Here is a 24,961-nt window from a genome sequence, read left to right on the forward strand (position 1 = left end):
AAATTTTCAACTTTTTTAAATCATCTTATTTGTGGTTCGCAGCGTATGTTTGTACGATTGAGAAACCAGCCTCGTCGATAGAGTAAGTTAATGTATCGATCTTAGAAGTTAAGATGTTGTAGAAAATAATAGCGATAGTTGATGTACCGATACCTGTTGCCGTATTGATTAGGGCCTCAGAGATACCGTTTGCTAATTTAGCTGAATCTGGAGCACCACCTGTTGCCAATGCCGAGAAGGCCTTGATCATACCTGTTACTGTTCCTAATAGACCTGTTAATGTACCGATAGATACTAATGTTGCGATAACTGTTAAGTTTTTCTCTAACATAGGCATCTCTAATGTTGTAGCCTCTTCGATTTCTTTTTGGATTGCTAATACTGATTTTTCAGTATCTAATCCTGGATGTGCTTCAACATCTTTGTATTTTAATAAACCAGCTTTGATTACGTTTGCAACAGAACCTTTTTGTTTGTCACACTCTTGAATAGCTGTATCAATGTTACCAGCTCTTAATAAACCTTGTACTTTTCTTACAAAGTTTCCTACATTTCCAGTTCCAGAAGCTTTACCGATAACGATGAAGCGCTCGATTGAAAACACCCATACCATTAAGAATAATCCAAGAAGCACTGGTACTACGTATCCAGCGTGGTAAACCATACCGAAATAGTTACCTGGTTTTGGTTGGTTCTCTGGGTTGTTGTCGATAAAGTTGTTAGGATCACCCATTACAAACTTGTAAACCAAGAAACCAATGATTAAACAAATGATAATTGCTAAACTCGCAAATAAATTACCCGCATTGCCACTGTCTTGTTTAGCTGGGGCTGTTGTAGTTTTTGGTGCGTTTGCCATTTTTACTAATTTTTAGATTTTTTACTGTTGTTTAATTATTAAGTTAAATTCAATTTAATGCAATCCAAATGCCGTTATATTACATTAATTCAAAACAAATATAGCATTTTATGTTAAAAACAAAATTAATTTGAAGATATCTGATTGTACACCTTTTTGGGGTCTGTTATGTTTTCATTGATATGCTTCAGCAGTCTCCAATCAATGCCTACTCTTTTGTATTACATAACGGTTGAATATTCCTGTCATATTTTTTACAATGAAAACCATTTTTTTTTTGATATGCAAATTATCAAATCGTTAAATGTTAAAATTAAGTGAGCATTCACTCACAAAGAGCCAGTGTCAAATCATTGTCATCACGACAGAAATGAAAACTATTTCTTTGTTTTTTAGTCATTTAGCGCAGATTCATTCCCTTAGCCACCAAAACCCTTTACTTGATATCCCTCCGCCTGCAAATATTGGATTATTTTATCCTTAAATTCACCTTGTATCAATATCTCACCGTCTTTCGAACTACCCCCAACGCCACATTTCTGCTTCAAAACCTTCGCTAAAACGTCTAAATCATCCTGCGTACCGATAAATCCCGTAATTAAAGTAACGACTTTTCCCTTACGCGCTTTACGATCTAAGCCCACCTTCAATTTTTGCTTCCCATTCGGCAAAGTCTCCCCCTCCTCTTGATTATCCGACTCGACGTAGGAGAAATCATCCGATGTAGAATATACTATTCCCTCAAAACGCTGCTTTTTCTGCTTACTCATCTCTTAACATATTATATTTAACGCTCGTTCCATCACTTCTATTTCAATCCGCTGCCCTAATTCTTTTGGCTCTCCATCTAAATGCACCGGATCTTTACCCTCCTGCTCGATAATAATATGCTTCCCGGGTATGATTTCCACATATTCCGACTGGTCTGCAGTTTTATTGAAAAGATGAAAAATCATCATCGGCAAAGTATAGAGTGGAAACTTATGCACAATACAGACATCCAACAAACCATCGGTAATCGAAGCGTTAGGCGCGATATACGCGTTATTGCCATATTGCGGCGAATTGGCAACTGAAATCATAAACGCTTCGCGCTCATATTCTTTGCCATCAATCTTCAGTTTATATTTTTTCGGTTTATAATTACTTAACACATTGATTGCCGTTCTTAAGTAACCAACCGGTCCACGGAAGGTCTCATTCGCAAATTTATCGCTGACAGAAGCATCAAATCCTAAACCAGCGATATTGAAAAAACGATCATCCCCCACTTTCGCGCAATCAACCGCAACCGAATCAAAGCGATTCAAACGACGTAATGCAGCCGATTCATTCATAGGAATACCTAAATACAAAGCCAATCCATTTCCCGATCCCTCCGGAATAATCCCCAGTGGCGTGGCTGTGCCAGCCAAGGCAGAACCTATCTCGTTTATCGTTCCGTCTCCTCCCACCGCAATCACTGCATCGTACTTTTCTTCTATGGCTTGAATAGCTAGTTCATAGGCGTGATTTACATGATTGGTGGTTTTAAAAGTAGGCTCGAATCGGGAGAGATCTAGCACCTCTAAAACCTGTTTATTGAACGCTGTTTTCTTCTTACCTCCTGATACTGGGTTCACTACAAACAGAATGCGTTTTTTTGTCATTTCAATATCTAAATTCCGCTAAAGATAATAATTTGAACGAAATACTTTTTAAATATTGCAAAGTATCGTAGCTTTGTGCCACACAAAATGTGGACTGATTTGCATTTTGCATTATTATAATGTAAATGGGAGATTGCAACCACAGTAAAAAAGTGCTAAAACTATTTTAATCCGTGTTTTTCCACTCGCTGTAAAGTCTTTTTCCCCCAATTCGTTTGAATATTTATGGCATATTTATTTACTTCCGAATCTGTATCTGAAGGACATCCAGATAAAATCGCAGACCAAATTTCGGACGCTCTAATCGACAACTTTTTAGCATGGGATGAAGATTCTCGTGTAGCAATTGAAACCCTTGTAACTACGGGACAGGTAGTTTTAGCTGGTGAGGTAAAATCAAAAATCTATTTAGATGTACAAAAGATCACGAGACAAGTCATCGAAAAGATCGGCTATACCAAGTCAGAATATATGTTCGAAGCGAACTCCTGCGGCGTGCTGTCAGCGATTCATGAGCAATCGGCAGATATTAACCAAGGAGTAGACCGCATCAGTAAACAAGAGCAAGGCGCAGGCGACCAAGGTATCATGTTCGGTTATGCGAACAATGAAACAGAGAATTATATGCCTTTAGCATTAGATATCTCGCACCGACTGTTGTACGAACTTGCAGCGCTACGTCGTGAAAACAGAGAAATTACCTACTTACGTCCCGATGCGAAGTCTCAAGTTACTTTGGAATACGATGACAACCACCAACCTATCCGAATCGACACGATTGTTATCTCTACACAACATGATGACTTCGCTTCGGAATCGGAAATGCAGGAAAAAATCAAAACAGATATCATTAATATCTTGATCCCACGTGTTAAAGCACAATTGAAACCAGAACTTCAAGCTTTATTCAATGCAGAGATCAAATACCATATCAACCCAACGGGCAAGTTTGTAATCGGTGGTCCCCATGGCGATACAGGTTTGACTGGTAGAAAAATCATCGTTGATACCTACGGTGGTAAAGGTGCGCACGGTGGTGGAGCATTCTCCGGAAAAGACCCTTCAAAAGTAGACCGCTCCGCAGCTTATGCTACCCGTCATATCGCTAAGAACTTAGTGGCTGCCGGTGTTGCAGATGAAATATTAGTGCAGATTTCCTACGCGATTGGCGTGAAAGACCCAATGGGTATTTATGTCAATACATATGGTACATCTAAAATAAACAAAACGGATGGCGAAATTGCGGAGGTAATCGCTCAGTTATTTGACATGACACCATACGGCATTGAAACGAGATTAGGATTAAGAAACCCTATCTACGCGGAAACGGCTGCTTATGGACATATGGGAAGAACTCCAAAAACCGTAACGAAAACTTTCGAAAACTCCAGTGGTGAATCCAAAACGATGGAAGTTGAGTTGTTCACTTGGGAGAAGTTAGATTATGTTGATAAAGTAAAAGCAGCTTTTGGCATCTAAAAGAAGCTCAACAATAAATAAGAAAGGCTGCACATGTATGCAGCCTTTCTTATTTATATAGAAATTTCTATTCTCCAATCTTCGCTGACGCTGTAGGAATCTGGCGATCAACTTTCTTTACTAAACCCTGTAAAACAGCACCAGGTCCAACTTCTACAAAGCTTTCGGCACCATCGGCCAGCATCGTCTGAATAGTTTGAGTCCAACGTACTGCGCCTGTCAATTGTGCAATTAAGTTTTCTTTAATAGCAACCGGATCTTGATATGGAAGCGCATCCACATTTTGATAGATCGGACAAACCGGAACTTGAATCTCAACGTCAAGAATAGCATCCTGTAATTCTTTTTTCGCTAATTCCATCAATGGAGAGTGGAATGCTCCACCTACATTCAACTTAAGCGCGCGTTTCGCACCTGCCTCCAATAGCAGTTCGCAAGCCTTATCAACACCGGATACAGAACCCGAGATCACCAATTGGCCTGGGCAGTTATAATTAGCAGGAACTACGATATCGTCGACCTCTGCACATTTTTCCTCAACGATAATATCTTCTAACCCTAAGATCGCTGCCATCGTGCCGGGCTCAGCTTCCGTAGCCTTTTGCATCGCATTAGCACGCTTTGCAACCAAACGCAGGCCATCCTCAAAAGTTAACGCACCAGCAGCAACCAACGCCGAAAACTCTCCTAAGGAGTGTCCAGCTACCATGGCTGGTTGAAAATCTGCACCCAATGCTTTTGCTAAGATAACCGAGTGCAAGAAAATAGCAGGTTGCGTCACTTTGGTTTGTTTAAGGTCTTCTTCTGTTCCATTGAACATGATATCCGTAATGCGGAAACCTAAAATATCATTAGCTCTTTCGAACAAGGCTTTCGTTTCTTCATTTAAATTGTACAAGTCCTGGCCCATGCCAACAAACTGAGCTCCCTGTCCTGGGAAAATATAAGCTGTCTTCATATGGAATTCTTTATTTAGCAAATATAAAAATAAGTTAATCTTCGGGCACAAAAGTCAAGGAGGATAATTTATCTTCCGCCAATAGGTCTTGCGAAATGCCATGAATCTCTTCCACAGTGACCGCATCAATCTTAGCAAATACCTCTTGAAGCGAGATAACACGATCGTAATCCAAGAGATTTTTCGCTTCAGCGATAATCATGCTCATTCTATTCTCTTCCGCCAAGGCAATTTGTCCTTTGAATTTTGTCTTAGCCCGATCGAGGAAACTGGCGCTCAAAGGCTGCTCTCTAAGTGTATTCAATTCTTTGTGAACCAACTTCAATGCTCGCTCTGCCTTTTCCTCGTCCGTCCCGAAATAAATACTAAAAAGGCCCGTATCACTGTATAAGCTATAGTTTGACTCAATAGTATAAGCGATACCGTACTTCTCACGAATATTAAGGTTCAGGATAGACGTCATTCCAAAGCCACCTAAGAGACTATTTAGTAAAAGGAGACCCGTCTTCCGATTATCGTATATGCTGTAAGCAGTGCTCCCCAAAACACAGTGCACTTGGTTGATCGGCCTTGCCAACTCTACTTTCGTCGCTTTGGCAAAAGAAAGATCCTCCCTGGCATGATCCCACTCATATACCTGCACTTGACCAAAAAGCTTGTTCGCCAACTTTAAAACCTTCTTTTCATCATAATCCCCCGCAATGGCGATAACCATTTTCGAAGTCGCATAATGCTGCGCGATAAAGGTCTTGATATCATCCTGTACAATACCCTTCAGATCTTCCTCAACCCCCAAAATATTATGTCCTAAGCCAGACCCCTTAAAAATCTGGTCTTCGAAATCATCCATAATCGATTCCTCCGGACTATCCAGATAAGAAGCCATCTCATCCAAGATCACCCCTTTCTCCTTCTCCATCTCTTCCTCCGGGAAAAGCGAATGAAAAATAATATCCTCAAATAAATCTAAGGCCCTATCCAAATACGGATTCAAAAAGGACGCCTGAATACAAGTATATTCTTTCGTCGTGTAAGCGTTCAGGTCCCCCCCAACTGCCTCCAAACGATTTAATATCTGACTTGTCGAACGACGTTCCGTCCGCTTAAATAAAAGGTGTTCAATAAAATGGGCGGTACCGAACTTCCCTATCTGCTCATGCCTAGACCCGACATCCACAATCAGACATGCATGCGTAATTGTTGAAACTTGCGGATGAAGTAGTATCCGCAAACCATTATCAAGCTGGAAAATTTTATGATCCATAGTTAGTGCAAAGGTAGGAATTACACCTTATATTCGAGGTATAAGAGGATTGATGCCGAACGGATGGTAAGACTCGGGGAAGGCAGAATAACTTGACGCTTCGAGTAGGACGATTCCAACTAAAAAAACGGCCCCCAATTTACTCGGGAAGCCGCATGCTATCATAGGTGATTGATATTTTTACATTCTAGGTCTACGCATACCACCGTGACCCATATTGTCTTCGACTGGTGCTACTCCCGAGAACTTCTGCAATTTAAAGGTGAAGGTCAGCATAAAGTAGCGACCTAAGCGGTTCGTTTGTCTATCCAATAACATGCTCTCTTGAACAGTTCTTGATAGGTTTGTTTGCTCATTTAATAAGTCAAATGCTTGCAAGCGAACCGTTCCGCGTTGCCCTTTCAATAACTTCTGCTCGATATACGTATTGATGATGAAAGGATTTGCACTTGTTAGTGGACCATAGCCCGAGTTGAAAGACTTCGAAAAGTCTGCTCCGAAAATCGTCGTCGGCGTAAGATTAACCGATCCGATAAGGGTAGGCGTCCAGGTAGATACATTACTGTTATTAGTACCCATGCTATTTCTAGTATGGTTGAAGGCATAACGAACTCCAGGATTAATCTCCAGATTTTCAGAAGGGTTATAACGGAACATCAAACCTTGATTAAACACCCAGTTATTGGCGACATTTTTCATTCCTGTAGTTTCCTCCAAATCCTGCGAGATATAAGAGATGTTCTTATTATACGAAACACCCCCCATCAACATAATGTTATAGGTCTTTTCTTTCAAGGATTTTCCATAGTGGTAGAAGGAACTCAGGTTGTAAACAGGATCTGATTCATTCAAATACTGCGTCTGTGAAACCATACCCACATTTTCAACACGTTGCCTTTTCACATAAGAGACGATACGATCTGTCGTCAAATTACCATTCATCATGGCAAAGAAGGTATTCCCTTTTTGGAAGTCGCCAGAACGGTATCGCATCATGACACGGTGTCTGAACTCCGGATTCAAGTTCGGATTACCATAGGTAATATTCGTGGAGCTATTCCCAACAGCATACGGTAGAATTTGGTTTAAAGTAGGCTCATTTGATTGTCCTGAATAATTGATGCTGATATTTTTTTGACGGGAGAATTTATATTCGAATCTCGCAATCGGCATCCAATTCAAGTTGGTACGATCGATTACAGCATTAGCATCATCACTGGAAGCATCGCCCAACATTTTGGAAGGCTGGACTGCAGCACCCACGGAATATTTGATCTTATCATTCTCGTAGGCATAGCTTGCGCCAAAACGGTGGGTTGTAAAGGAGTAATCCTGATCGTAGTGATAGTTCAACATGCGCTCCGCCGTGTTTGGCAATACATTGTCAGCCGCATCAAAAGCATCTTGATATTGTTTATTATCGTAATTGTTCTTGTTAAAATCGTAAGAAAGCTCGATTTTACCATGCTCCGAAACGGGCTCTAGGTAAGATAGACTAGCCCCAGCATTCCAGCTTTTGTTTTTCAATTCCTGAACCGTGCGCTCATAGATCTCGCCAAGTGTCGAGCCCTGTTCATTCGGATCGTTGATCAAACGCTCAAGTATACCTTGATAGTCTTTCGTCGTCGATGCATTATCGTAGTTAAAGTTCATGAACAAGTTGCGCCCTTTATCGCTTAATTTACGATTGTACAATCCACTGATACCAAAGCGCGGTGCATCGCTGAGCGAGCCTTCCGTGCGCGTATCAGAGTTATCCAAAACGCTATTTTCATCGAAAAATCTACCAAAAGAAGAAGAGTTGGCATCTGTGCCGTTAAACCCGAATTGTGGTGTAATCTTCACATAATCCTTGTCCGAGATATTCCATTCCAAGTTACCTTCGAAACGATGGCTCGAAAGAATGTTGTTCGCCGTAGAATCAGAATATTGATCCTGCGTTCCGTTTTCTACAAAATATTGCGTCAAGCTATTTGTCAAAAGGTCGTTATCATCGCGACCGTATGAGTAGCTACCATATACTTTCAGCTTATCCGAGAAGTCGTGACGAATGTTGACCCCAATGGACCCTGCATTGGTAAGTCCCGAAGCGCCACCAAACATCCCGCCACCGCGGCCACCCCCACCGCCCATACGACGGCGAGCACCGCCACCCATGGTGTTGAAATCAAATAGTGGTGCATTGATATTATTTAAGTTCCCTAAAACAGAAACCTGTGACTTGTCGGTCATGCCCATCCACATTCCGGTAGCCTGATAACGATCTTCCGTACCATAACCTGCGCGTAGAGTCGTCATATAACCTTTATTATATTTAGGGTCAATTTGAATATTGATAATCTTCTCCGAATCACCCGATTTATTACCCGTGATATTTGCCATATCACCATAATCGTCTACCACTTGGATTTTCTCAATAATATTGGCTGGAAGATTCTGCGTTGCAGTTTTTACATCCCCTCCAAAAAAGTCTTTTCCATTGATACGAACTTTCGTCACCTGCTCGCCCTGAGCCGTTACGTTTCCATCTTTATCAACCTCTACTCCTTGTAATTTCTTCAAAGCATCTTCCGCAACAGATCCCTCGCGAAGTTTTAAATCTTTTGTAGAGTACTCTACTGTATCTCCCTTTACTTGCACGGTCAACACACCTTGTACAACAACTTCCTCAATCATATTCGAATTCACTTTCAACATGAAGGTCGGAACGCGAACCTCAGTCTGTCCTTCCGGGAAGTCCACCTCTTTCTCGGAAACATCAAATCCAAGACTGCTTACGCGTATCTTAAATTTTTGCGCTTTAACATTTTCGAAGGTATAAAACCCCGCCTGAGAGGAACTCGTCCCCATTGAATCACCATCTGCGATCAATCTTACTGATGCACCGGAAATAGGTCTCGACTCGGTGTCGAGCAACATTCCCTGAACAACCCTTTTCGTTTGCGCATAGCCTGTGGCGCCCACAACAAGCAAACAAACAGATAACAATACCCTTACAATTCTATACATATATGTTGTTTTTCTAATTCTAATTTAGTGGTCCGACAATCCAAATCTCCGTTTTTGCGGAATAAGGAATTCGAACCGTTGGTGTTGAAGGTGCACCATAGATACCCCGATTCTGTTGGGGTCTATTGCGCAATGCCCTCTGCAATATGGCATATTGATTATTCAGCTGCACTTGAATCGCTACGGTCTGCTTCGGATCTTTCAAGCCAATCGCATCAATAGGTATCTTCGCCTCATAAATCAGTTCATTTTCCGCGGTCAATTTCGCAATTGCCTGCACGCCGTACGTGTTCTCGAAAGACAAAAGACCATCAACGATACGTTGAAATCCCTTGACCCCGTAGCCACGGCTACGTTTGATCAATTCCTCGCGGACATTCATATTTTCAAAATTGTCATCTTGACGCATCGCGCGACGAGATTCACTATCAGGTATCGGAAAAATTAACGCCGCTCCGTCTTTCTTCTTCCCGTTCTTATTAATATTGATAATAAAGCCGTTCCGTACGGCCTCATATTGCAGCATCTCGTTTTTCACCTTGATCGCCGCATAAATAAAATCTGTATCATTACTGACCGCAAAGCTCCAACTAGAGTCTTGATCCATCGGTGCCAATTTATCAGCCCATTCCAGCAAATCAGCATCTACGGTGACCGGAAATGTAGGCACTAAGCGGTATTCATCATTTTTCTTCTTCTGGGCAAAAACGCTCGCACTTAAGAAAACTAACAGGGTACAAATAATCGTTCTTTTCATGAGTCTATTTTGTAAGCTTTTTGACATTAGAATACTCAAAATAGTTTACTCTACCTATATCTCAATGCAAAGAAAAATATAAGAAATGTAAATAAATGTAAACAGCCAAGGATAACAGAGAAGTTACATTCGCAGGCTTTGCAAATCAACGCGATAGATGAAGCGCACAACGTCCATGATTAAAAGCAAGTGCCAGCCTATAAGGAGGCTGGCAGTTACACTTTCCCCTTGGGTTTGGGGATCACACTATTATAAATACAAATATACGAAACTTTTTGGGGGACCAGAATATCTCCCTGAAGAGCTATGAAAAGATAAGTGCTCCGCGCGCAAATCTATCGCCCGCGGCCTTCTGAGTGCAGTATCATCACTCAGACTGAGACTTTAACCGTTCAATCCGAATTTACTAGCGAAATATCTCAATGGAATATGATTATCTTTACCCCATGGAAAATGCTTCATGCTTATTGTCGACCTTTCAGCGGGATTTCATTGAGGCTGGATGCGATGAGGCTGGACGAGGATGTCTTGCCGGTCCAGTATTTGCGGCGGCGGTGATCTTTCCGCCGGATTATCACAATGCGGTATTAAACGATTCGAAGAAATTATCAGAGAAGAAGCGCATGGCCTTGCGGCCTATTATAGAGCAGGAGGCGCTTGCCTTCGCGGTTGCTTCGGTATCGGCGGCGGAGATTGACAAGATCAATATCCACAAAGCATCCTACTTAGCAATGCATAAAGCGATAGACTTATTAACGTTAAAACCCCAATACCTGATCATCGATGGGAATAAGTTTATTCCATACCCTAAACTTCCACACAGCTGTATCGTCAAGGGTGATGGAAAATACCTTTCTATTGCCGCTGCTTCTATATTAGCGAAAACCTACCGCGATGAATACATGGAAAATCTAGCCAATGATTTCCCGGACTACGATTGGCTGCAGAACAAAGGATATCCAACCGTGAAGCATCGAGAAGCAGTAATTCGCCTAGGGTTAACTCCACACCATAGAAAAACCTTCAGAGTTTCGGATCCGCAATTGGCCTTATTCTGAAGGTTTAATGAAAAATCTTTTGATATTACTTAGCTTGCTTTAACGGCAGGCTTCTTTTTGTTGTGATTATAGCCCATCCATGCCGCAAATCCTAAACCGATCACCAAAATAATCGACGCGATTAAAGAGATGATGTTCGAGATACGCATAGATTCCGGCGCAAATACAAATTCTACTTTATGATTTCCGCCCGGAAGTTTTAATCCGCGTAAAACATAATCCGCACGAATGATAGGAGCTTCTTCTCCATCGATATAAGCTTTCCAACCTTTATCATAGAAGATTTCCGAAAATACCGCGAATCCTTCTGTAGGTGTACTGTACTCATATTTCAACGTATCCGGATGGTAGGACACCAAGTTGATTTGCGCATTTGGCGAATTCGCAATTCCCTTGTCATTAAACTGGTTTTTGAATCCTTCATTCACCACCGCCTCTTTACGAGGATCGATGTTTCCTAAAGTGCTCATTTCCTCATTATTGCTCTTCACGAAAGTTACCTTATCTACGAACCAAGCATTGCCTAACGCAGAACTACGGCGTTGAATACGATCTGAATTATTAGAAGGGTCTTTTGTAATTACATAACGAACGTTCAACATATCCAAAACATCCTCGTTGAGCGTATTATTAAATTGATTTTCAATCAATTCTTGGAAACGCATCAATTTCGCTGCATGGTATCCACCAATACTTTTATGGAAGTAAGACGCACTCGCATCCTGAAATGGGCTAGTCGTCAAATCGAATACACGGTATGACAAATCCTTATCCATGTGGATCAATTGATCTACTTCACGCTCTGGAATAGGCTTGTCGTAAATGCTCTTGTCAACAAAAGCATCGTTATTTAAATAACGCTTATCTACCGTCCATAAGTCAACCAAGGTAATAACTGTGATTGCCGCAATTAAGATGCTTGCTGAAAGTTTTTTCTTCACGAATGCCCAAACTAAACCAATCGTTAAAGCAACGATTAGGAGTGAACGCCAAGCATCTTTCGACGCTAAGTCCGCACGGTCTTTCAATAAGGCATTCGACAATTCGTTTGCAATATTTTGGTCTTGCACCATCTGCTGCAGTTGCGCAACGTATTGCTGATGCTGCGATGTACGTAAATCTAGGATACTAGGCATCAACGCCACGATTAAACAAACCGCAGCAACAGCCCCACCAGTGTAAAGAATAGTTTTATCTAGTTTCGGGATCTCATTTCCACGAACAATCAGTTCGTTGATTGTCAATACTGCTAGTATCGGAATCAACACTGCTGGGATCACCAAGATCGATTCTACTGCTCTAAACTTATTGTACATCGGGAAATAATCGAAAAACAAGTCGGAGATCAATGGGAAATGTCTACCAAAGGATAGTAATATCGCTAAAACTGTAGCTGTTAATATCCACCATTTTAAGCGGTTTTTAACGATAAACAAACCTAAGATTGCTAGGAATACAATACCTGCACCGAAATACCAAGGTCCTGAGGTAAAGGATTTTTCGCCCCAATAGGTCGGGAAATAACTTCTTGCCATCTGAACGGCTTCCGCTTGTGGCGCGCCAACTTTCGTCAACGCTTTAACCACATTTGATTTCTCATCCAATACACCAGATGAACGACCGCCATAGGCATTCGGGATTAGGAAAGTGATGTTCTCTCCGATTCCCTGACTCCACGCATAAGCGTATTCTTTATCTAATCCGGATCCAGCATTTCCTGAATCATCGGTTTTCGTTAAGTTCGATTTACCACGGATGGTTTCTTTCGCATACTCGTATGTCGGAAATAATACCGACGCATTAACCAATACCGCCAGCACAACACCGATCAACTGCAATACCGATGCCTGTACAAATTTGTTCAATTTCTTATCGCGAATAGCATAGTACAGCTCAAAGCCTACTAACACTAAAATACAAAGGAACAGGTAGTATGTAATTTGCACGTGATTAGCGCGAAGCTCCAATGCCAAGAATAAGGCTAAGAGCGATGGTCCCCAAAAGCGGCTCCCGCGGTAACATAAAATTACGGACGCTATGATAGGCGCCATATAAGCGATAGCATAGGCCCTACTGAGGTGCCCCGCTTCGACATAAATAATATTATAAGACGAAAAGGCAATGGCTATGGCACCTAAGGCGGCGAGCCAAGGCCGTATCTTCAAAACACTAAATAGGAAATATCCCCCCAGTAAAAAGAGCAATAACACATCCGATGGAGGAGGAAAAACCGCACGAATAGCCGGTCCGATATGGGTTGTCAGGTTATTCGCATGATCATACCATATCTGGTAAGTCGGCATACCGCCGAACATAGAATTCGTCCACAACGGTGTCTTCCCATCCTTTTCTTTGTAATCGAAGATTTCTTTCTGGCTGCCTCTAGCTTGCATCACATCATGCTGCAACAACGTTTTCCCTTGCCACACCGGTGTAAAGTAGAATACAACCAACAGAAGGAAGATCCCTATGACAGATAGGTGATTCGCGTTTTCCTTAAACCAATTTTTCATTTAATGTATAGGATTATTGATATAGCCCCAAAAATATAGAATTGATTTCAATTATTGAGAACTAATTTTGGTATAAGATTGCATTAGGTTTTATAGGATAGACAGTGGGCCATACCGTAGCGCGATTATCCCGCTTTACATTTGTTAAGTAAGCAGGAAGTTTACCAGAAACTCTTGTAGGTAAACTCACGATGTACGTCAAACGTTAAGAATAGATGGGTGATAGCAGACAAAACACCGGTATCTTTTATCTAAGGTCCAATCCCAGGACTAACCCTTTTGTATCAAATTCTTAATATTGGAAAGTTCGCCGAAGAGGACTAGTAGGTCGTTTTCGCGCAGTACGGTATCGGATTTTGCGATTCCGGATGCTTCCTTTAATAGTTTTGTGGAGCCTTCGGCGGTGGTACCGGTTTCGACCTGAACGGTCGTTAGTACGATAACTTTATATTTATTGGTCAGATCGGCATCTTTTAGGGTCATACCGACATATTTTGCGGGAACTTTTGTTTCGATAATGGAATATTTATCGGAAATCTTGAAAGAGTCGACAATGTCAATATTGTCTAAGCGCATCGCTAAACGCTCTGCGGCTTCTTCCTCGGGCATGATGTATTCATCGATATTCATGGCCTCCAATACCGTTTTCTGCAAGTCAGAGACTACACGCCCGATGATACGCTTTACTTTGAGTTGCTTCAATAGTGCGACCGTCAGTAAACTGGCTCCTTCTTCCTCGCCGATGGCCACAATAACAGCATTGCTATCGCGCAATGGCAGCGAGCTAACGGCTTCTTTATCGGTTGAATCTAAACAGACCGTATGGGTTATCTTGTCTTTTGTTTGCTCTACAATACTTAAATTCTTGTCTGCAGCAATCACTTCATGGCCTAATTCGGTGAGGTGAATAGCCAATGATCTTCCAAAATGTCCAAGTCCCAGTACGATGTATTTCATGATTAAAACAGAATTTTTTCAGTTGGATAAATATAACTCTTGTTCTTTGTATTCTTAATGAAGGCCACTAGCAAAGTTAACATCCCCACGCGTCCAACAAACATGGTCAGCATGAGGATAATCTTACTTGTTGATGATAAGGAAGCTGTAATTCCCAATGATAGACCACAAGTTGTATAGGCTGATATGGTTTCGAACAAAAGCGGTACCATCTGCTGATTTGGATCGGAGAAGTTCAGCAAAACAAAGCTCAGCATGATCGTTAATACCGATAGTAAGATAATTGCGAAGGACTTACTGACCGACTCGGAAGCAATCTTTCTTTTAAAAATTTCGATAGATTCTTTTCCTCTAGCGAGGGCAACGATATTCATCAGTGCAATAGCGACCGTCGTTACTTTCACACCTCCCCCTGTGGATCCTGGGGACACCCCTATCCACATTAATGTAACGATCATAATGAGCGTTGGGATATTGATAAAGTTTAGATCGACGCTATTGAAGCCGGCAGATCTCGCTGAATTCGCCATAAAGAGCGAAGTGACCCAATCTCCATAGACTGTTTTATCATCTATAAGGCTGTGGTTTTTTTCCAATAAAAAATAAGATACTGTTCCAAGCACGATAACGACAAGGTTACAGAGAACGATAAACCGTGAGTTGAAAGAGAACACTTGAGGTTTATGCCTGTAGTTTCTTTGTAGGATATATTTGCAGATCAGCGCATCTATGCGCGTTTTGATCAGCGTATAGAAGTTGAATATTGTTCCGAAACCAAGGCTTCCGATGATAAACATGGATGATACCGCGAGCTGGAAGTTATAGTTGAAACGATAGTTCTCATTGTTTACTCCTTCCTTGATAATGGTGAAGCCAGAGTTACAAAACCCGGATATCGCATGGAAAGCGGCAAAGAAAACGCGTTCTCCGAAGCTTTCGAAGAGTTTTGGATCTAGGGAGAAGAAGATGAGTAGCCCCCCAATAAACTCGAAGAGGAATGTAATAAGAATAATGGTAATCAACGTCGATATAACCGAATTCAACTTGTTTTCACCCAGTATTTCACCGAACATCAATTGGTTTTTAAAGGAAAAACCACCGGAGAAAAAGTATCCGAAGAAGCCGGTAAAGGTCATAATCCCCAGTCCACCGACCTGGATCAGTGCTAGAATAACGCCCTGTCCAAATAGCGAGAAATTAGTAGAAATATCTGTCACGGATAGCCCGGTAATACAGACAGCGCTTGTCGCCATAAAGAAAGCGTCGATAAAGCTCAATGGCGCTTCGATTGTTGTTCGCGGCAGCATCAGCAATACGGCTCCTAGAATAATAAGGCCTAAGAAACTGACAACGAATAGAATTGTTGGGTTGAAGTAGAAATTATCGAAGAAGAGGCTACTTCTGGAGAGTTCCGAAAGAAACATGATAGCAATACCCATATATAGCCATTCGTCTTTAGCGAAGGTGCTAATCAGGCCTCCTGAGTGCCGGGAAATGGTGACGACAAGAAAATAGGCCGTGATGACAACGCCGGAATAATGGGAAACATTGATCTTACGCGTTACCAATATGGAAGATACGGTTCGAATGGTTTCGAATAGAAACAGACCATAATACATGAATACGACAACCTCTTTGGTGATTTCCGCGATCGCAGGATCGGTTATGTATCCTACGTGAACCACCATAGTAATAGCGCAGATCAAACTCACGTAGAACAAGACTTGATCTACCGCTTTGTTGTGGTACCTAAATACGAATCTAAGAAAACTAAAAATAGAATCCATTCGCTACAAACTTAGGAATAAGCATTGAAATACACGCTTCCTTTTCACGTGAAACTACTTCTCTTTTTTCTCGTCCTTATCTTTTTTCTTGAAGATACTCTTAAAGAAATTTCCTGTTTTCTTAATGACGTTTTTGGATTCATCCACGATATTCTTCGCTCCCTCGGCTGTCCCCATCAATTTGGCTTCTCTTTCTTTGCTAATTCCGGCACACTGTTTTATACCTTCTAGCAAACTCTGCCAAAGTGTTTTAAAGAAAGTATGCTCAGGTACACGACGGTAGTTTATTTTTCCTATATGATACTTTTCGTTGGCATCCGGATTACTGTCGTTGATCAGAATTTGGTTGACTAAGAATGACGCGATACCTTTTTTCTCGTTATCCGAACCCGGCGCATTGAGCAGGCTAATTTTTAGATGGTCGTAATCGAATCTAAAATCACCCCAGTTACGGTGATCATTTGCCGACATATTGAAGCTAACCTTCCGGATATTGCCCGAAGCGATTTCCACATTTAATAGTGGTTTTAAAATTTTATTGAAAGAAGTGGCTTGCATAGGTCCTAATGTCCCTTTGTAAGTATGCGCACCATCCTTGCTTAGCATATCAAACCCAAATTGTACATTCAGATTACCGGCATTCATGATTTTCGCCGAAAGATTCGCCTTCATTTGCTTTTGTTGCTGTAAATGTAAGCTGTCATTGGTCAAGTTGGTGATCGTACCTTTAGCGTTGTTGAACGTAATCACCCCTTCTCTATTAAATTTTGCACTATGTTCACCGTAAAGGACGTCGATATTATCAACAAATACCGTATCAATACGAATGAGCTTTTGCACTTTCATCAGTTGCTGATGGGGCGAGCTTCCGACCTTGGATACGGTCTTCTTCGGATATCGCTTATCATTATACAGGGATACGGATCCGTTTTTGATCTGCACATGCTCGGCGATGGTCTGCTGATCATCAATGAGCTGTTTGAAATTGAGCTTTTCAAAACGAAGCGTATCAAATTTCATGACTGCCATGGTCACATTTTGCCCCCTTGTTTTAAAATATGCTGCTTTGCTCATCTTTGGAGAATATTCCACTTTCGTCAAGAGGACATTCTCTTCCCGCGTATTGATCTTTAACCGATCGAACTTCGCTTTGTAGATTCCGTTCGACAAATCGTAGGTAAATCCAGGTACATCAATTTCCACCATTTTGGTATAGAACAAGCGCGTAGAGTCATCGATGGAGGTTTCATCGACTAATACGTCATGAACATTAATACCGATACTATCCAGTACGATGTCACTTGATTTTCCTTCTTCGATTTTAGAAAATTTAAACTTGACGTTTTCGATCTTAATATCTCTTACATTGACAGCGCTAAAAACATCTTTAATATTATCGTATAATGTTTTTGATTTTTGGTCGACAATGGTATCATTGTAAGCGTGATATTCCTGGATCATATGAATATCCGGCGACTCAAAGTTGATGGTCTTGATAAAGAGGGTTCTATTTTTTATGACATCCCAAAGGTTGAAGCTTCTAACTTTTAAAGCGGCCAGCTTGATATGGTAGCGACTATTGGGTGCGAGTTTATTGGCAACCATCTGCCTATAGACACCGGAATCGGGGATCAGTTCCGCATTTTTGAGCGTTACATTTCCTAACGCGACATTCAAGTCCAAGTCATCGTACCGTAATGAATACAAACCATTTGTCGCATTTTTTACAGTTTCCTTGAGTTTAGTTTCAACGATAGGTTTCCAATTTCTGCTATAATACCAAGCCACGCCCAATACTATCAGTATCAGCGCAAGCAACACTCCAATAATCCATTTCCAAACAGGTTTCATATTTCTCTATACGGTTTTTGCCATAATATCCTTAAGCAGAAACAATAATATAGTAAATATGTTTAGTTAATTGCGATTATTTTCGTTGTTATAGATACTGATATAGCTATCGTAACGCGATGGTTCAATTTCTCCCTCTTCCACGGCCTGCAGCACGGCACATCCAGGTTCGTTTATATGTCTACAGTTGTGGAACTTACACTGATTCAAAAGGGCGCGCATTTCGGGGAAGAAATGCGACAATTCCTGGGGTTCTATATCGACTATTCCAAGTTCTCGTATACCAGGGGTATCAATCAACTTGCCTCCGAAAGGAAGATCGATCATTTCGGCAAAGGTCGTGGTATGTTTGCCTTTGTCTGACCAGTCTGATATTTCTCCCGTTTTCAAATCTGCATCAGGAACTACAGCATTCACTAAAGTTGATTTTCCTACACCCGAGTGGCCGGAAACTAAGGTTGTCTTATCTTTTAATAAGGCTCTTACTTCCTCAATATGTTCGCCCTCTAGAGCCGAAACGGCATAACAAGGATATCCAAGGTCTTTATAGAGTGCCATAAATTCGGCCAGCAGCTCTAATCCTTCCTCACTAAATAGATCGAGTTTATTAAATATCAGAACAGCCGGGATGCTATAAGCTTCCGCAGTAACCAAGAAGCGATCAATAAATCCTGTCGAGGTTGCTGGCGAGGCCAATGTAACAACGAGAATTGCCTGATCAAGGTTTGCACCGATTATTTGTGTCTGTTTGGATAAATTGACAGATTTTCGAATGATATAATTTTTTCGCGGTTCTAATTCGTTGATTACGCCGTTTTGTTGTCCAGGTTCCAATTCAAATTCTACCCAATCGCCCACGGCAACAGGATTGGTACTTTTTATACCATGTGTTCTAAACTTACCTTTAATTCTACATTCATAACGTACATTATCGGGTCCTAGAACCTGATACCAACTGCCTGTAGATTTAGTTACTAAACCGCGCATACAAAATCCCTCTTTCCTATTAAATCTGTCATTATTCTACGCAAAAATGGAAAAAATTTATTAATCTTTACGTCTATTTGAATTTGTTAACTTTGTTGTTAGAGCATAAATAAAAAACGATTTTGAAGAAATTATTCCTTTTAGATGGAATGGCATTAATATACCGTGCGTATTTTGCGTTGAGCAAAACACCGCGATTAACGTCATATGGATTGAATACAGGTGCTATAATGGGATTTACGAATACCTTATTGGATGTTTTAAAAAACCAAAAGCCCACGCATATCGCTGTTGTTTTTGATACAGCAGCTCCCACCAACCGACATTTAGAATTTGAGAGCTATAAGGCACAGCGGGAGCAGATGCCTGAAGACTTAGCCGCTTCCATCCCCTATATCAATCGACTGATCGAAGGGTTCAACATTCCCATCATCACGATGGATGGATTTGAGGCCGACGACATCATCGGTACCCTTGCAAAAAAAGGAGAGAAAGAGGGCTTCACAGTCTATTGCATGACCCCAGACAAGGATTTCGGACAATTAGTATCGGATAATATCTTCATATACAAACCTGCGCGCATGGGCAACGGTGCGGAGGTCTTAGGTGTCCCGGAGATTCTAGAAAAATGGGAAATCAACAATGTGCATGAGGTTATCGACATTTTAGGCCTTTGGGGCGACGCGGTGGATAATATCCCTGGTATCCCTGGTGTTGGTGAAAAGACAGCGAAGAAACTTGTCCAGGAATTTGGTTCCATAGAAAATCTAATCCAGAGCACCGACAAACTCAAAGGGAAGCTAAAAGAAAACGTGGAGAATTTTGCCGAGCAGGGCTTAATCTCTAAGAAGCTTGCAACGATTTTATTGGATGTGCCAGTTGATTTAGACGAGAAGGCGCTAGAGCTAGAAGATCCGAACCGTGAGATTTTGGAATCTTTATTTGCCGAATTGGAGTTTAGAACACTAGGCAAGCGTGTATTTGGCGATGATTTCTCAATTGGTGAATCGCCGGTATCCAAATCAGCACAGATGGATTTATTTGCCCCACTTCCGGAGAATGAGCTTTCTCCAGGGCAGGCTACGGTTGAGGAAGTTCCAACGACATTGAATACGATTTCTACCGTTCAGCATCAATATATATTAGTCGATCAGATTGAACAACAAAAACAACTGGTTGAGAAACTCAATCAAGCCGAGTCTTTTTGTTTTGACACCGAATCTACAGGATTAGATGCCATGACTGCCGAATTAGTGGGTTTGTCCTTTTCTATTAGCCCCTTTGAAGCTTACTATGTCCCTGTTTCAGCCATTCGCGAGGAGGCCCAAGTTACAGTCGATCTGTTTAAGCCGGCATTAGAAAACACTTCTGTGCAAAAGATTGGGCAGAATCTGAAGTACGATTTATTGATCTTAGCGCGTTATGGGGTTAAGGTTGCAGGCCCCTTGTTCGATACGATGCTTGCGCATTATCTGATTGATCCTGATACACGTCATAATATGGATATCCTTGCGGAGACCTATTTAAAATATACACCCGTTTCTATCACGGAGCTGATTGGCGCCAAGGGTAAGAACCAAGGAAATATGCGTGATGTGGAGTTGGAGAAAATAAAGGAGTATGCGGGTGAAGACGCGGATATTACCTTACAACTGAAACAAGTTTTTCAGCCTTTATTAAGTTCTACGGAGACTTTAAAGCTTGCTGAAGAGGTAGAATTTCCGTTAGTTTATGTATTGGCAGAGATTGAGAAGAATGGGGTAAAGATTGATGAACAGACTTTGCGACAGTTTTCTGTTGATATTGAAGCGGAGGTTTCGAAGCTGGAGTCGACGATTTATGAAAAAGCAGGTGTAGTGTTCAATATCGCCTCGCCAAAACAACTGGGGGAAGTTCTTTTTGATAAACTGCAATTAGATCCTAAAGCGAAAAAGACAAAAACGGGTCAATATAAGACCGGCGAGGATGTTTTGTTGGCATTGGCTAATAAATCAGATATCGTTAAAGATATTTTAGATTACAGACAGTTGCAGAAGTTGAAATCGACCTATGTCGATGCACTTCCGAGCTTGGTAAATCCTGCTACAGGATTAATCCACACATCCTATAATCAGGCTGTTGCAGCAACGGGTCGTCTGAGTTCGACGAATCCGAACTTGCAGAACATTCCTATTCGTACAGAGCGAGGCCGCGAGGTGCGCAAGGCCTTTATTCCGCGCCAAGCGGGATGGACCTTACTATCTGCCGATTATTCCCAGATCGAATTACGTTTGATTGCCGAGTTAAGTCAGGATGAGAACATGTTGGATGCTTTCCAAAAGGGTTTAGATATTCACCGCGCTACAGCAGCAAGAGTTTATGGCGTGGAACTCGAAGAAGTCACATCAGATATGCGTAGAAATGCGAAGGCTGTTAATTTTGGGATTATCTATGGTCAATCGGCATTTGGTCTTTCTCAAAGTTTAGGAATCCCTCGAAAAGAGGCTGCAGCTATTATCGATCAATATTTTGCGCAGTACACGGGAATCCGTAAGTATATGGGCGACATTATTGATTTTGCCAAGGAGCGTGGCTATGTGGAAACTTTATTGAAACGCCGACGTTACTTACGAGATATCAATTCAGCGAATATGACCGTTCGAGGATTTGCGGAGCGAAATGCGATTAATGCGCCAATACAGGGTTCTGCCGCTGATTTGATCAAGATTGCGATGATCAATATCCAGAAGGATATAGAAGCGCAAGACTTAGAAGGAAAGATGATCATGCAGGTTCATGATGAGCTTGTTTTTGACGTTCCTGAGCATGAGGTTGGACAGTTTAAAGAAATTATTGCTAATAGAATGAAAAATGCAATGAAATTAAACGTTCCTATTGAAATTGAAATTGGTCAGGGAAATAACTGGCTAGAAGCGCACTAATTGATATTCATGAGGTATTTGCTTGTTTTATTCTTTACAATTCAGGGCTTACTGGTCGCTGCGCAAGAGACAGACACTAAGCCCGTATATTTTGAACGCAGTAATGATAGTCTGATTCGTTTTTACTACGATATGAACTATTATCTTGTTGATAAGAATTGTGAATTTAAGAGCATCGAACGTGTTGCGGCATTTGATGCGCGAACAAGTAAATTCGTCGGTAAGTTTGTAGATTACTATCCTAATGGCCATCGTATGTTGGAGGGTTCCTATCAAGATGGTAGCAAAGAGGGCGTGTTTACAGCGTATCATCCGAATATGCAGATTAAGTGGCGTGCGACCTTTGTTAATAATACGCCTCAAGGGGATTGGGAATATTATTATCCTGATGGCAAGCCTTTGATGACTGTTAATTATAGCAGCGCCGGCTCAAAAATGGTTCATTACTATGACCAGCGGGGTGTGCAGCGTGTGAAAGACGGTGATGGAAGTTATAACTTTCGTGTCCCCTATCCTGGATACAACCCCTACGGTTTCCCGTTCATTCGTTTTAAAGGGAAATTTAAAGCAGGTATTCCGAATGGATTGTGGAGCATTATTTATGAAAACGAGAAGAATAGCGAGTTAGCGGCAGTTGAAGAATATCACAACAATCGACTGGTGCGTGCTGAAGATTATTTTACCGGCGAACGTTATGCTGTTCAACGGTTTCCTATTATTCCAATCGTACAATTCACGCGAGCGGAAGCCATCGTTTCCAAGCAATGTAATTATGATGATTTCTCTGGTTTCCTTATTTATCTTATTGATTATTTCAATAACTCATTTGCTAATATTCAATTTTCGGCGTCAGAAGAATTGAATTTTAGCTACGAGGTCGATTTGACGCATGATGGTGTGAAGAAGAAGAGCTTGGTTATCGAGAATCCATTCCTTTCGAATACGGAAATGGCCAAAGCTTTTGAAGAAGTCGTTTCTTCTTTAGCATATTATCCGGCATCTTTTAAGGATGGTGAATATATTGCCGATAAATTAACGATAAATGGTAAAATCGCGATTGCTGAAGATAAAACGCTTGGATTTCATTCGCTGACCATTGATCGAGAGAATGAGTTAAAGAAATAGAATTAATCTGATTGAGTTTAGGAGACTTGATTTCCAGATTATATATTTGCGTAAATACATATATATGAGATTTCATAAAGAAGGGTATACGAGTTTAGCAATAGTCGTTTTGTTCTTTTTCGTTTTGAGTGCCTTTGCACACTATTATGATGCAAGTGCTTTTGTTAAAGGCTTGATCTATTGTGTATCTGGCTTATTACTATTATTTGTACTGTTTTTCTTTCGTAGCCCCTCTCGCGTAATAACGCCCGACAGCTCTCAAGTCTACTCACCGGTTGATGGGACGATTAATCAGATTGAAGAAACAAATCAAATGGGATCCGGCGAAGAAAGAAGAGTTAAATTGTCCATAACTGTATCTCCTTTAAATATCCGATCGACTAAAGCTCCGATATCCGGAAAAGGAAGATTAATCAATGCGAGTCAGACGACATCTTCTTCTCATGGAATTGGTCAGCAGGGAAACGGCCTATCCATCCAAAACAAAGAAGGGGCTGAAGTTACGCTGTGGCAACATGGTGGAATTTTCGCTGGCCCAGTTTTTTATGATAAAGGGGAGAAGGAAGAAATCCAACAAGGTCAAGAACTTGGCTCTGTTAAGTTCGGTTGTCGCGTGGATGTAATTTTACCTGCTTCGGCGCTGTTAATGGCAAAGAAAGGCGACCAAGTAATTTCCGGCAAGTCGGTTCTTGCAAAAATTTAAAATAAGCATTCAACATTTATTCGTGCGCTCCTTATGAATTTCCGCACCCTGATACTGATTATAAGTTTAATATTCTCGCTATTGTTAGCAGGGATGAATTATTATTATGAACGTCATTTACCAACGTTCGCCTTTATCGCTATCATCAGTTTTGTTCTTTCCTTTTCTCTCCTAAACTATGTATTCCAGAAATTTGTATATGAGCGGATCAAAGCTGTATATAAATTAATACATAACCTAAAACTTGGGAAAGAGCTGAAAGATGCGCTCGGCGATCATAAATCTGACGACCCAATTGGGGACGCGGAGAAGGAAGTTCGCGATTGGGCGAAACAAAAAACTTTCGAGATCAATCAGCTTAAAGCACAAGAAAAGTTCAGGAAGGAATTTTTATCGAATATCTCCCATGAATTTAAGACTCCCCTATTTGCTATTCAAGGCTATATTGAGACTCTTCAAGACGGTATGATCGATGACAATCCAGAGATGGCGGTGTCTTTTCTAAACAAAGCGGCTCGGAACTTAGATCGGTTGAGCTATTTGATTCACGATCTGGATGAAATTGCAAAACTGGAGTCTGGACAAGTGATCGTAAGCAAAGAAAAGTTCGACATTCAGACTTTGGTTCGCGAAACAATTGATTACTTGGAGGATAAAGCGCTGGAGAACAATATCGCCTTAAAGTTCCAGCCGAAGAACAACAATCCGATACTGGTGAAGGCGGATCGAAAAAAAATTCAGCAAGTTTTAGTAAATTTAATTGATAACTCGATAAAGTATGGCAATAAAGGAGGCGAAACACAAATTAGCACCATCCCTTTAATTGACCAGATTCTTATCGAAATAACCGATAACGGTCAAGGCATCGAAGAAAAGAACCTTCCGCGCGTATTTGAGCGGTTTTTCCGTACCGACAAAAGCCGATCACGCGATATCGGGGGTTCTGGTTTAGGACTTGCAATTGTTAAACATATTATAGAAGCCCACCAACAAAACGTCCATGTGCGAAGCACGGAAGGGATCGGAACGACGTTTTCATTTACCTTAGAGAAAGCCTAAGAAAGAGCTGCTGCAGAAAACTTAA

At 41.3% G+C, this 24,961-nt stretch carries 18 protein-coding genes; 6 read left to right on the top strand and 12 right to left on the bottom strand.

All coding sequences use genetic code 11. From position 1 onward, the window contains the following. Positions 1–25 precede the first annotated feature (25 nt). The 3 genes from DSM08_RS18310 to DSM08_RS18320 form a co-directional block, all read right to left on the bottom strand. The gene (locus DSM08_RS18310) at positions 26–859 is read right to left on the bottom strand and encodes a MotA/TolQ/ExbB proton channel family protein (protein WP_149527490.1); all 834 of its coding nucleotides are present in this window, start codon (positions 857–859) and stop codon (positions 26–28) included. 419 nt (positions 860–1,278) lie between these two features. Further along, positions 1,279–1,629, bottom strand: a complete 351-nt coding sequence (locus tag DSM08_RS18315) for a translation initiation factor (RefSeq protein WP_149527491.1) — start codon at positions 1,627–1,629, stop codon at positions 1,279–1,281. Between the two features lie 3 nt (positions 1,630–1,632). Continuing rightward, positions 1,633–2,508: a diacylglycerol/lipid kinase family protein gene (locus DSM08_RS18320; RefSeq protein ID WP_149527492.1), complete on the bottom strand. Its 876-nt coding sequence runs from the start codon at positions 2,506–2,508 to the stop codon at positions 1,633–1,635. A 225-nt stretch (positions 2,509–2,733) separates the two neighbouring features. Here DSM08_RS18320 and metK point away from each other — a divergent pair, with 225 nt between their 5' ends. After that, positions 2,734–3,987 carry a methionine adenosyltransferase gene (metK, locus tag DSM08_RS18325; RefSeq protein ID WP_149527493.1) on the top strand — a complete coding sequence of 418 codons (1,254 nt, stop codon included), beginning with the start codon at positions 2,734–2,736 and terminating at the stop codon, positions 3,985–3,987. Positions 3,988–4,054: 67 nt separating this feature from the next. Here metK and fabD read toward each other — a convergent pair whose 3' ends face one another. The 4 genes from fabD to DSM08_RS18345 form a co-directional block, all read right to left on the bottom strand. After that, positions 4,055–4,945, bottom strand: coding sequence for an ACP S-malonyltransferase (fabD, locus tag DSM08_RS18330; RefSeq protein WP_149527494.1), 891 nt, complete (start codon positions 4,943–4,945; stop codon positions 4,055–4,057). A gap of 34 nt (positions 4,946–4,979) precedes the next feature. After that, entirely contained in the window at positions 4,980–6,209 is a 1,230-nt protein-coding gene (locus DSM08_RS18335; RefSeq protein ID WP_149527495.1) for a M16 family metallopeptidase, read from the bottom strand. Positions 6,210–6,389: 180 nt separating this feature from the next. After that, positions 6,390–9,218: an outer membrane beta-barrel protein gene (locus DSM08_RS18340; protein WP_149527496.1), complete on the bottom strand. Its 2,829-nt coding sequence runs from the start codon at positions 9,216–9,218 to the stop codon at positions 6,390–6,392. Between the two features lie 19 nt (positions 9,219–9,237). Beyond that, complete coding sequence (locus DSM08_RS18345; protein WP_149527497.1) at positions 9,238–9,975, bottom strand: hypothetical protein; 738 nt, start codon at positions 9,973–9,975, stop codon at positions 9,238–9,240. 446 nt (positions 9,976–10,421) lie between these two features. Here DSM08_RS18345 and DSM08_RS18350 point away from each other — a divergent pair, with 446 nt between their 5' ends. Beyond that, complete coding sequence (locus DSM08_RS18350) at positions 10,422–11,033, top strand: ribonuclease HII (RefSeq protein WP_149527787.1); 612 nt, start codon at positions 10,422–10,424, stop codon at positions 11,031–11,033. Between the two features lie 29 nt (positions 11,034–11,062). Here DSM08_RS18350 and DSM08_RS18355 read toward each other — a convergent pair whose 3' ends face one another. The 5 genes from DSM08_RS18355 to rsgA all read right to left on the bottom strand — a co-directional run bounded on the left by DSM08_RS18355 (position 11,063) and on the right by rsgA (position 19,128). Continuing rightward, complete coding sequence (locus DSM08_RS18355; protein ID WP_149527498.1) at positions 11,063–13,546, bottom strand: YfhO family protein; 2,484 nt, start codon at positions 13,544–13,546, stop codon at positions 11,063–11,065. A 270-nt stretch (positions 13,547–13,816) separates the two neighbouring features. Next, a complete protein-coding gene (locus tag DSM08_RS18360; protein WP_149527499.1) occupies positions 13,817–14,503 on the bottom strand; it encodes a potassium channel family protein in 687 nt (228 codons plus the stop codon). A gap of 2 nt (positions 14,504–14,505) precedes the next feature. Continuing rightward, the gene (locus DSM08_RS18365) at positions 14,506–16,191 is read right to left on the bottom strand and encodes a TrkH family potassium uptake protein (protein ID WP_246172358.1); all 1,686 of its coding nucleotides are present in this window, start codon (positions 16,189–16,191) and stop codon (positions 14,506–14,508) included. Positions 16,192–16,344: 153 nt separating this feature from the next. Then, the gene (locus DSM08_RS18370; protein WP_149527500.1) at positions 16,345–18,141 is read right to left on the bottom strand and encodes a hypothetical protein; all 1,797 of its coding nucleotides are present in this window, start codon (positions 18,139–18,141) and stop codon (positions 16,345–16,347) included. 66 nt (positions 18,142–18,207) lie between these two features. Further along, complete coding sequence (rsgA, locus tag DSM08_RS18375; protein WP_149527501.1) at positions 18,208–19,128, bottom strand: ribosome small subunit-dependent GTPase A; 921 nt, start codon at positions 19,126–19,128, stop codon at positions 18,208–18,210. Between the two features lie 122 nt (positions 19,129–19,250). Here rsgA and polA point away from each other — a divergent pair, with 122 nt between their 5' ends. The 4 genes from polA to DSM08_RS18395 all read left to right on the top strand — a co-directional run bounded on the left by polA (position 19,251) and on the right by DSM08_RS18395 (position 24,936). After that, on the top strand, positions 19,251–22,049 hold the full coding sequence (gene polA, locus DSM08_RS18380) for a DNA polymerase I (protein WP_149527502.1): 2,799 nt from the start codon (positions 19,251–19,253) through the stop codon (positions 22,047–22,049). A gap of 9 nt (positions 22,050–22,058) precedes the next feature. Next, on the top strand, positions 22,059–23,174 hold the full coding sequence (locus tag DSM08_RS18385) for a toxin-antitoxin system YwqK family antitoxin (RefSeq protein WP_149527503.1): 1,116 nt from the start codon (positions 22,059–22,061) through the stop codon (positions 23,172–23,174). Between the two features lie 64 nt (positions 23,175–23,238). Continuing rightward, positions 23,239–23,877, top strand: coding sequence for a phosphatidylserine decarboxylase (locus DSM08_RS18390; RefSeq protein WP_149527504.1), 639 nt, complete (start codon positions 23,239–23,241; stop codon positions 23,875–23,877). Positions 23,878–23,910: 33 nt separating this feature from the next. Continuing rightward, positions 23,911–24,936 carry a sensor histidine kinase gene (locus DSM08_RS18395; protein ID WP_149527505.1) on the top strand — a complete coding sequence of 342 codons (1,026 nt, stop codon included), beginning with the start codon at positions 23,911–23,913 and terminating at the stop codon, positions 24,934–24,936. Positions 24,937–24,961 lie beyond the last annotated feature (25 nt).

Origin of the sequence: Sphingobacterium hotanense, assembly GCF_008274825.1 — a bacterium.
In the GTDB taxonomy this organism is placed as follows: domain Bacteria; phylum Bacteroidota; class Bacteroidia; order Sphingobacteriales; family Sphingobacteriaceae; genus Sphingobacterium; species Sphingobacterium hotanense.

Excerpts from the sequence above, each read along its gene's own strand:
- DSM08_RS18310 (WP_149527490.1), bottom strand. The coding sequence starts at position 859 with ATGGCAAACGCACCAAAAACTACAACAGCCCCAGCTAAACAAGACAGT.
- DSM08_RS18315 (WP_149527491.1), bottom strand. The coding sequence starts at position 1,629 with ATGAGTAAGCAGAAAAAGCAGCGTTTTGAGGGAATAGTATATTCTACA.
- DSM08_RS18320 (WP_149527492.1), bottom strand. The coding sequence starts at position 2,508 with ATGACAAAAAAACGCATTCTGTTTGTAGTGAACCCAGTATCAGGAGGT.
- metK (WP_149527493.1), top strand. The coding sequence starts at position 2,734 with ATGGCATATTTATTTACTTCCGAATCTGTATCTGAAGGACATCCAGAT.
- fabD (WP_149527494.1), bottom strand. The coding sequence starts at position 4,945 with ATGAAGACAGCTTATATTTTCCCAGGACAGGGAGCTCAGTTTGTTGGC.
- DSM08_RS18335 (WP_149527495.1), bottom strand. The coding sequence starts at position 6,209 with ATGGATCATAAAATTTTCCAGCTTGATAATGGTTTGCGGATACTACTT.
- DSM08_RS18340 (WP_149527496.1), bottom strand. The coding sequence starts at position 9,218 with ATGTATAGAATTGTAAGGGTATTGTTATCTGTTTGTTTGCTTGTTGTG.
- DSM08_RS18345 (WP_149527497.1), bottom strand. The coding sequence starts at position 9,975 with ATGAAAAGAACGATTATTTGTACCCTGTTAGTTTTCTTAAGTGCGAGC.
- DSM08_RS18350 (WP_149527787.1), top strand. The coding sequence starts at position 10,422 with ATGGAAAATGCTTCATGCTTATTGTCGACCTTTCAGCGGGATTTCATT.
- DSM08_RS18355 (WP_149527498.1), bottom strand. The coding sequence starts at position 13,546 with ATGAAAAATTGGTTTAAGGAAAACGCGAATCACCTATCTGTCATAGGG.
- DSM08_RS18360 (WP_149527499.1), bottom strand. The coding sequence starts at position 14,503 with ATGAAATACATCGTACTGGGACTTGGACATTTTGGAAGATCATTGGCT.
- DSM08_RS18365 (WP_246172358.1), bottom strand. The coding sequence starts at position 16,191 with ATGGTGGTTCACGTAGGATACATAACCGATCCTGCGATCGCGGAAATC.
- DSM08_RS18370 (WP_149527500.1), bottom strand. The coding sequence starts at position 18,141 with ATGAAACCTGTTTGGAAATGGATTATTGGAGTGTTGCTTGCGCTGATA.
- rsgA (WP_149527501.1), bottom strand. The coding sequence starts at position 19,128 with ATGCGCGGTTTAGTAACTAAATCTACAGGCAGTTGGTATCAGGTTCTA.
- DSM08_RS18385 (WP_149527503.1), top strand. The coding sequence starts at position 22,059 with ATGAGGTATTTGCTTGTTTTATTCTTTACAATTCAGGGCTTACTGGTC.
- DSM08_RS18390 (WP_149527504.1), top strand. The coding sequence starts at position 23,239 with ATGAGATTTCATAAAGAAGGGTATACGAGTTTAGCAATAGTCGTTTTG.
- DSM08_RS18395 (WP_149527505.1), top strand. The coding sequence starts at position 23,911 with ATGAATTTCCGCACCCTGATACTGATTATAAGTTTAATATTCTCGCTA.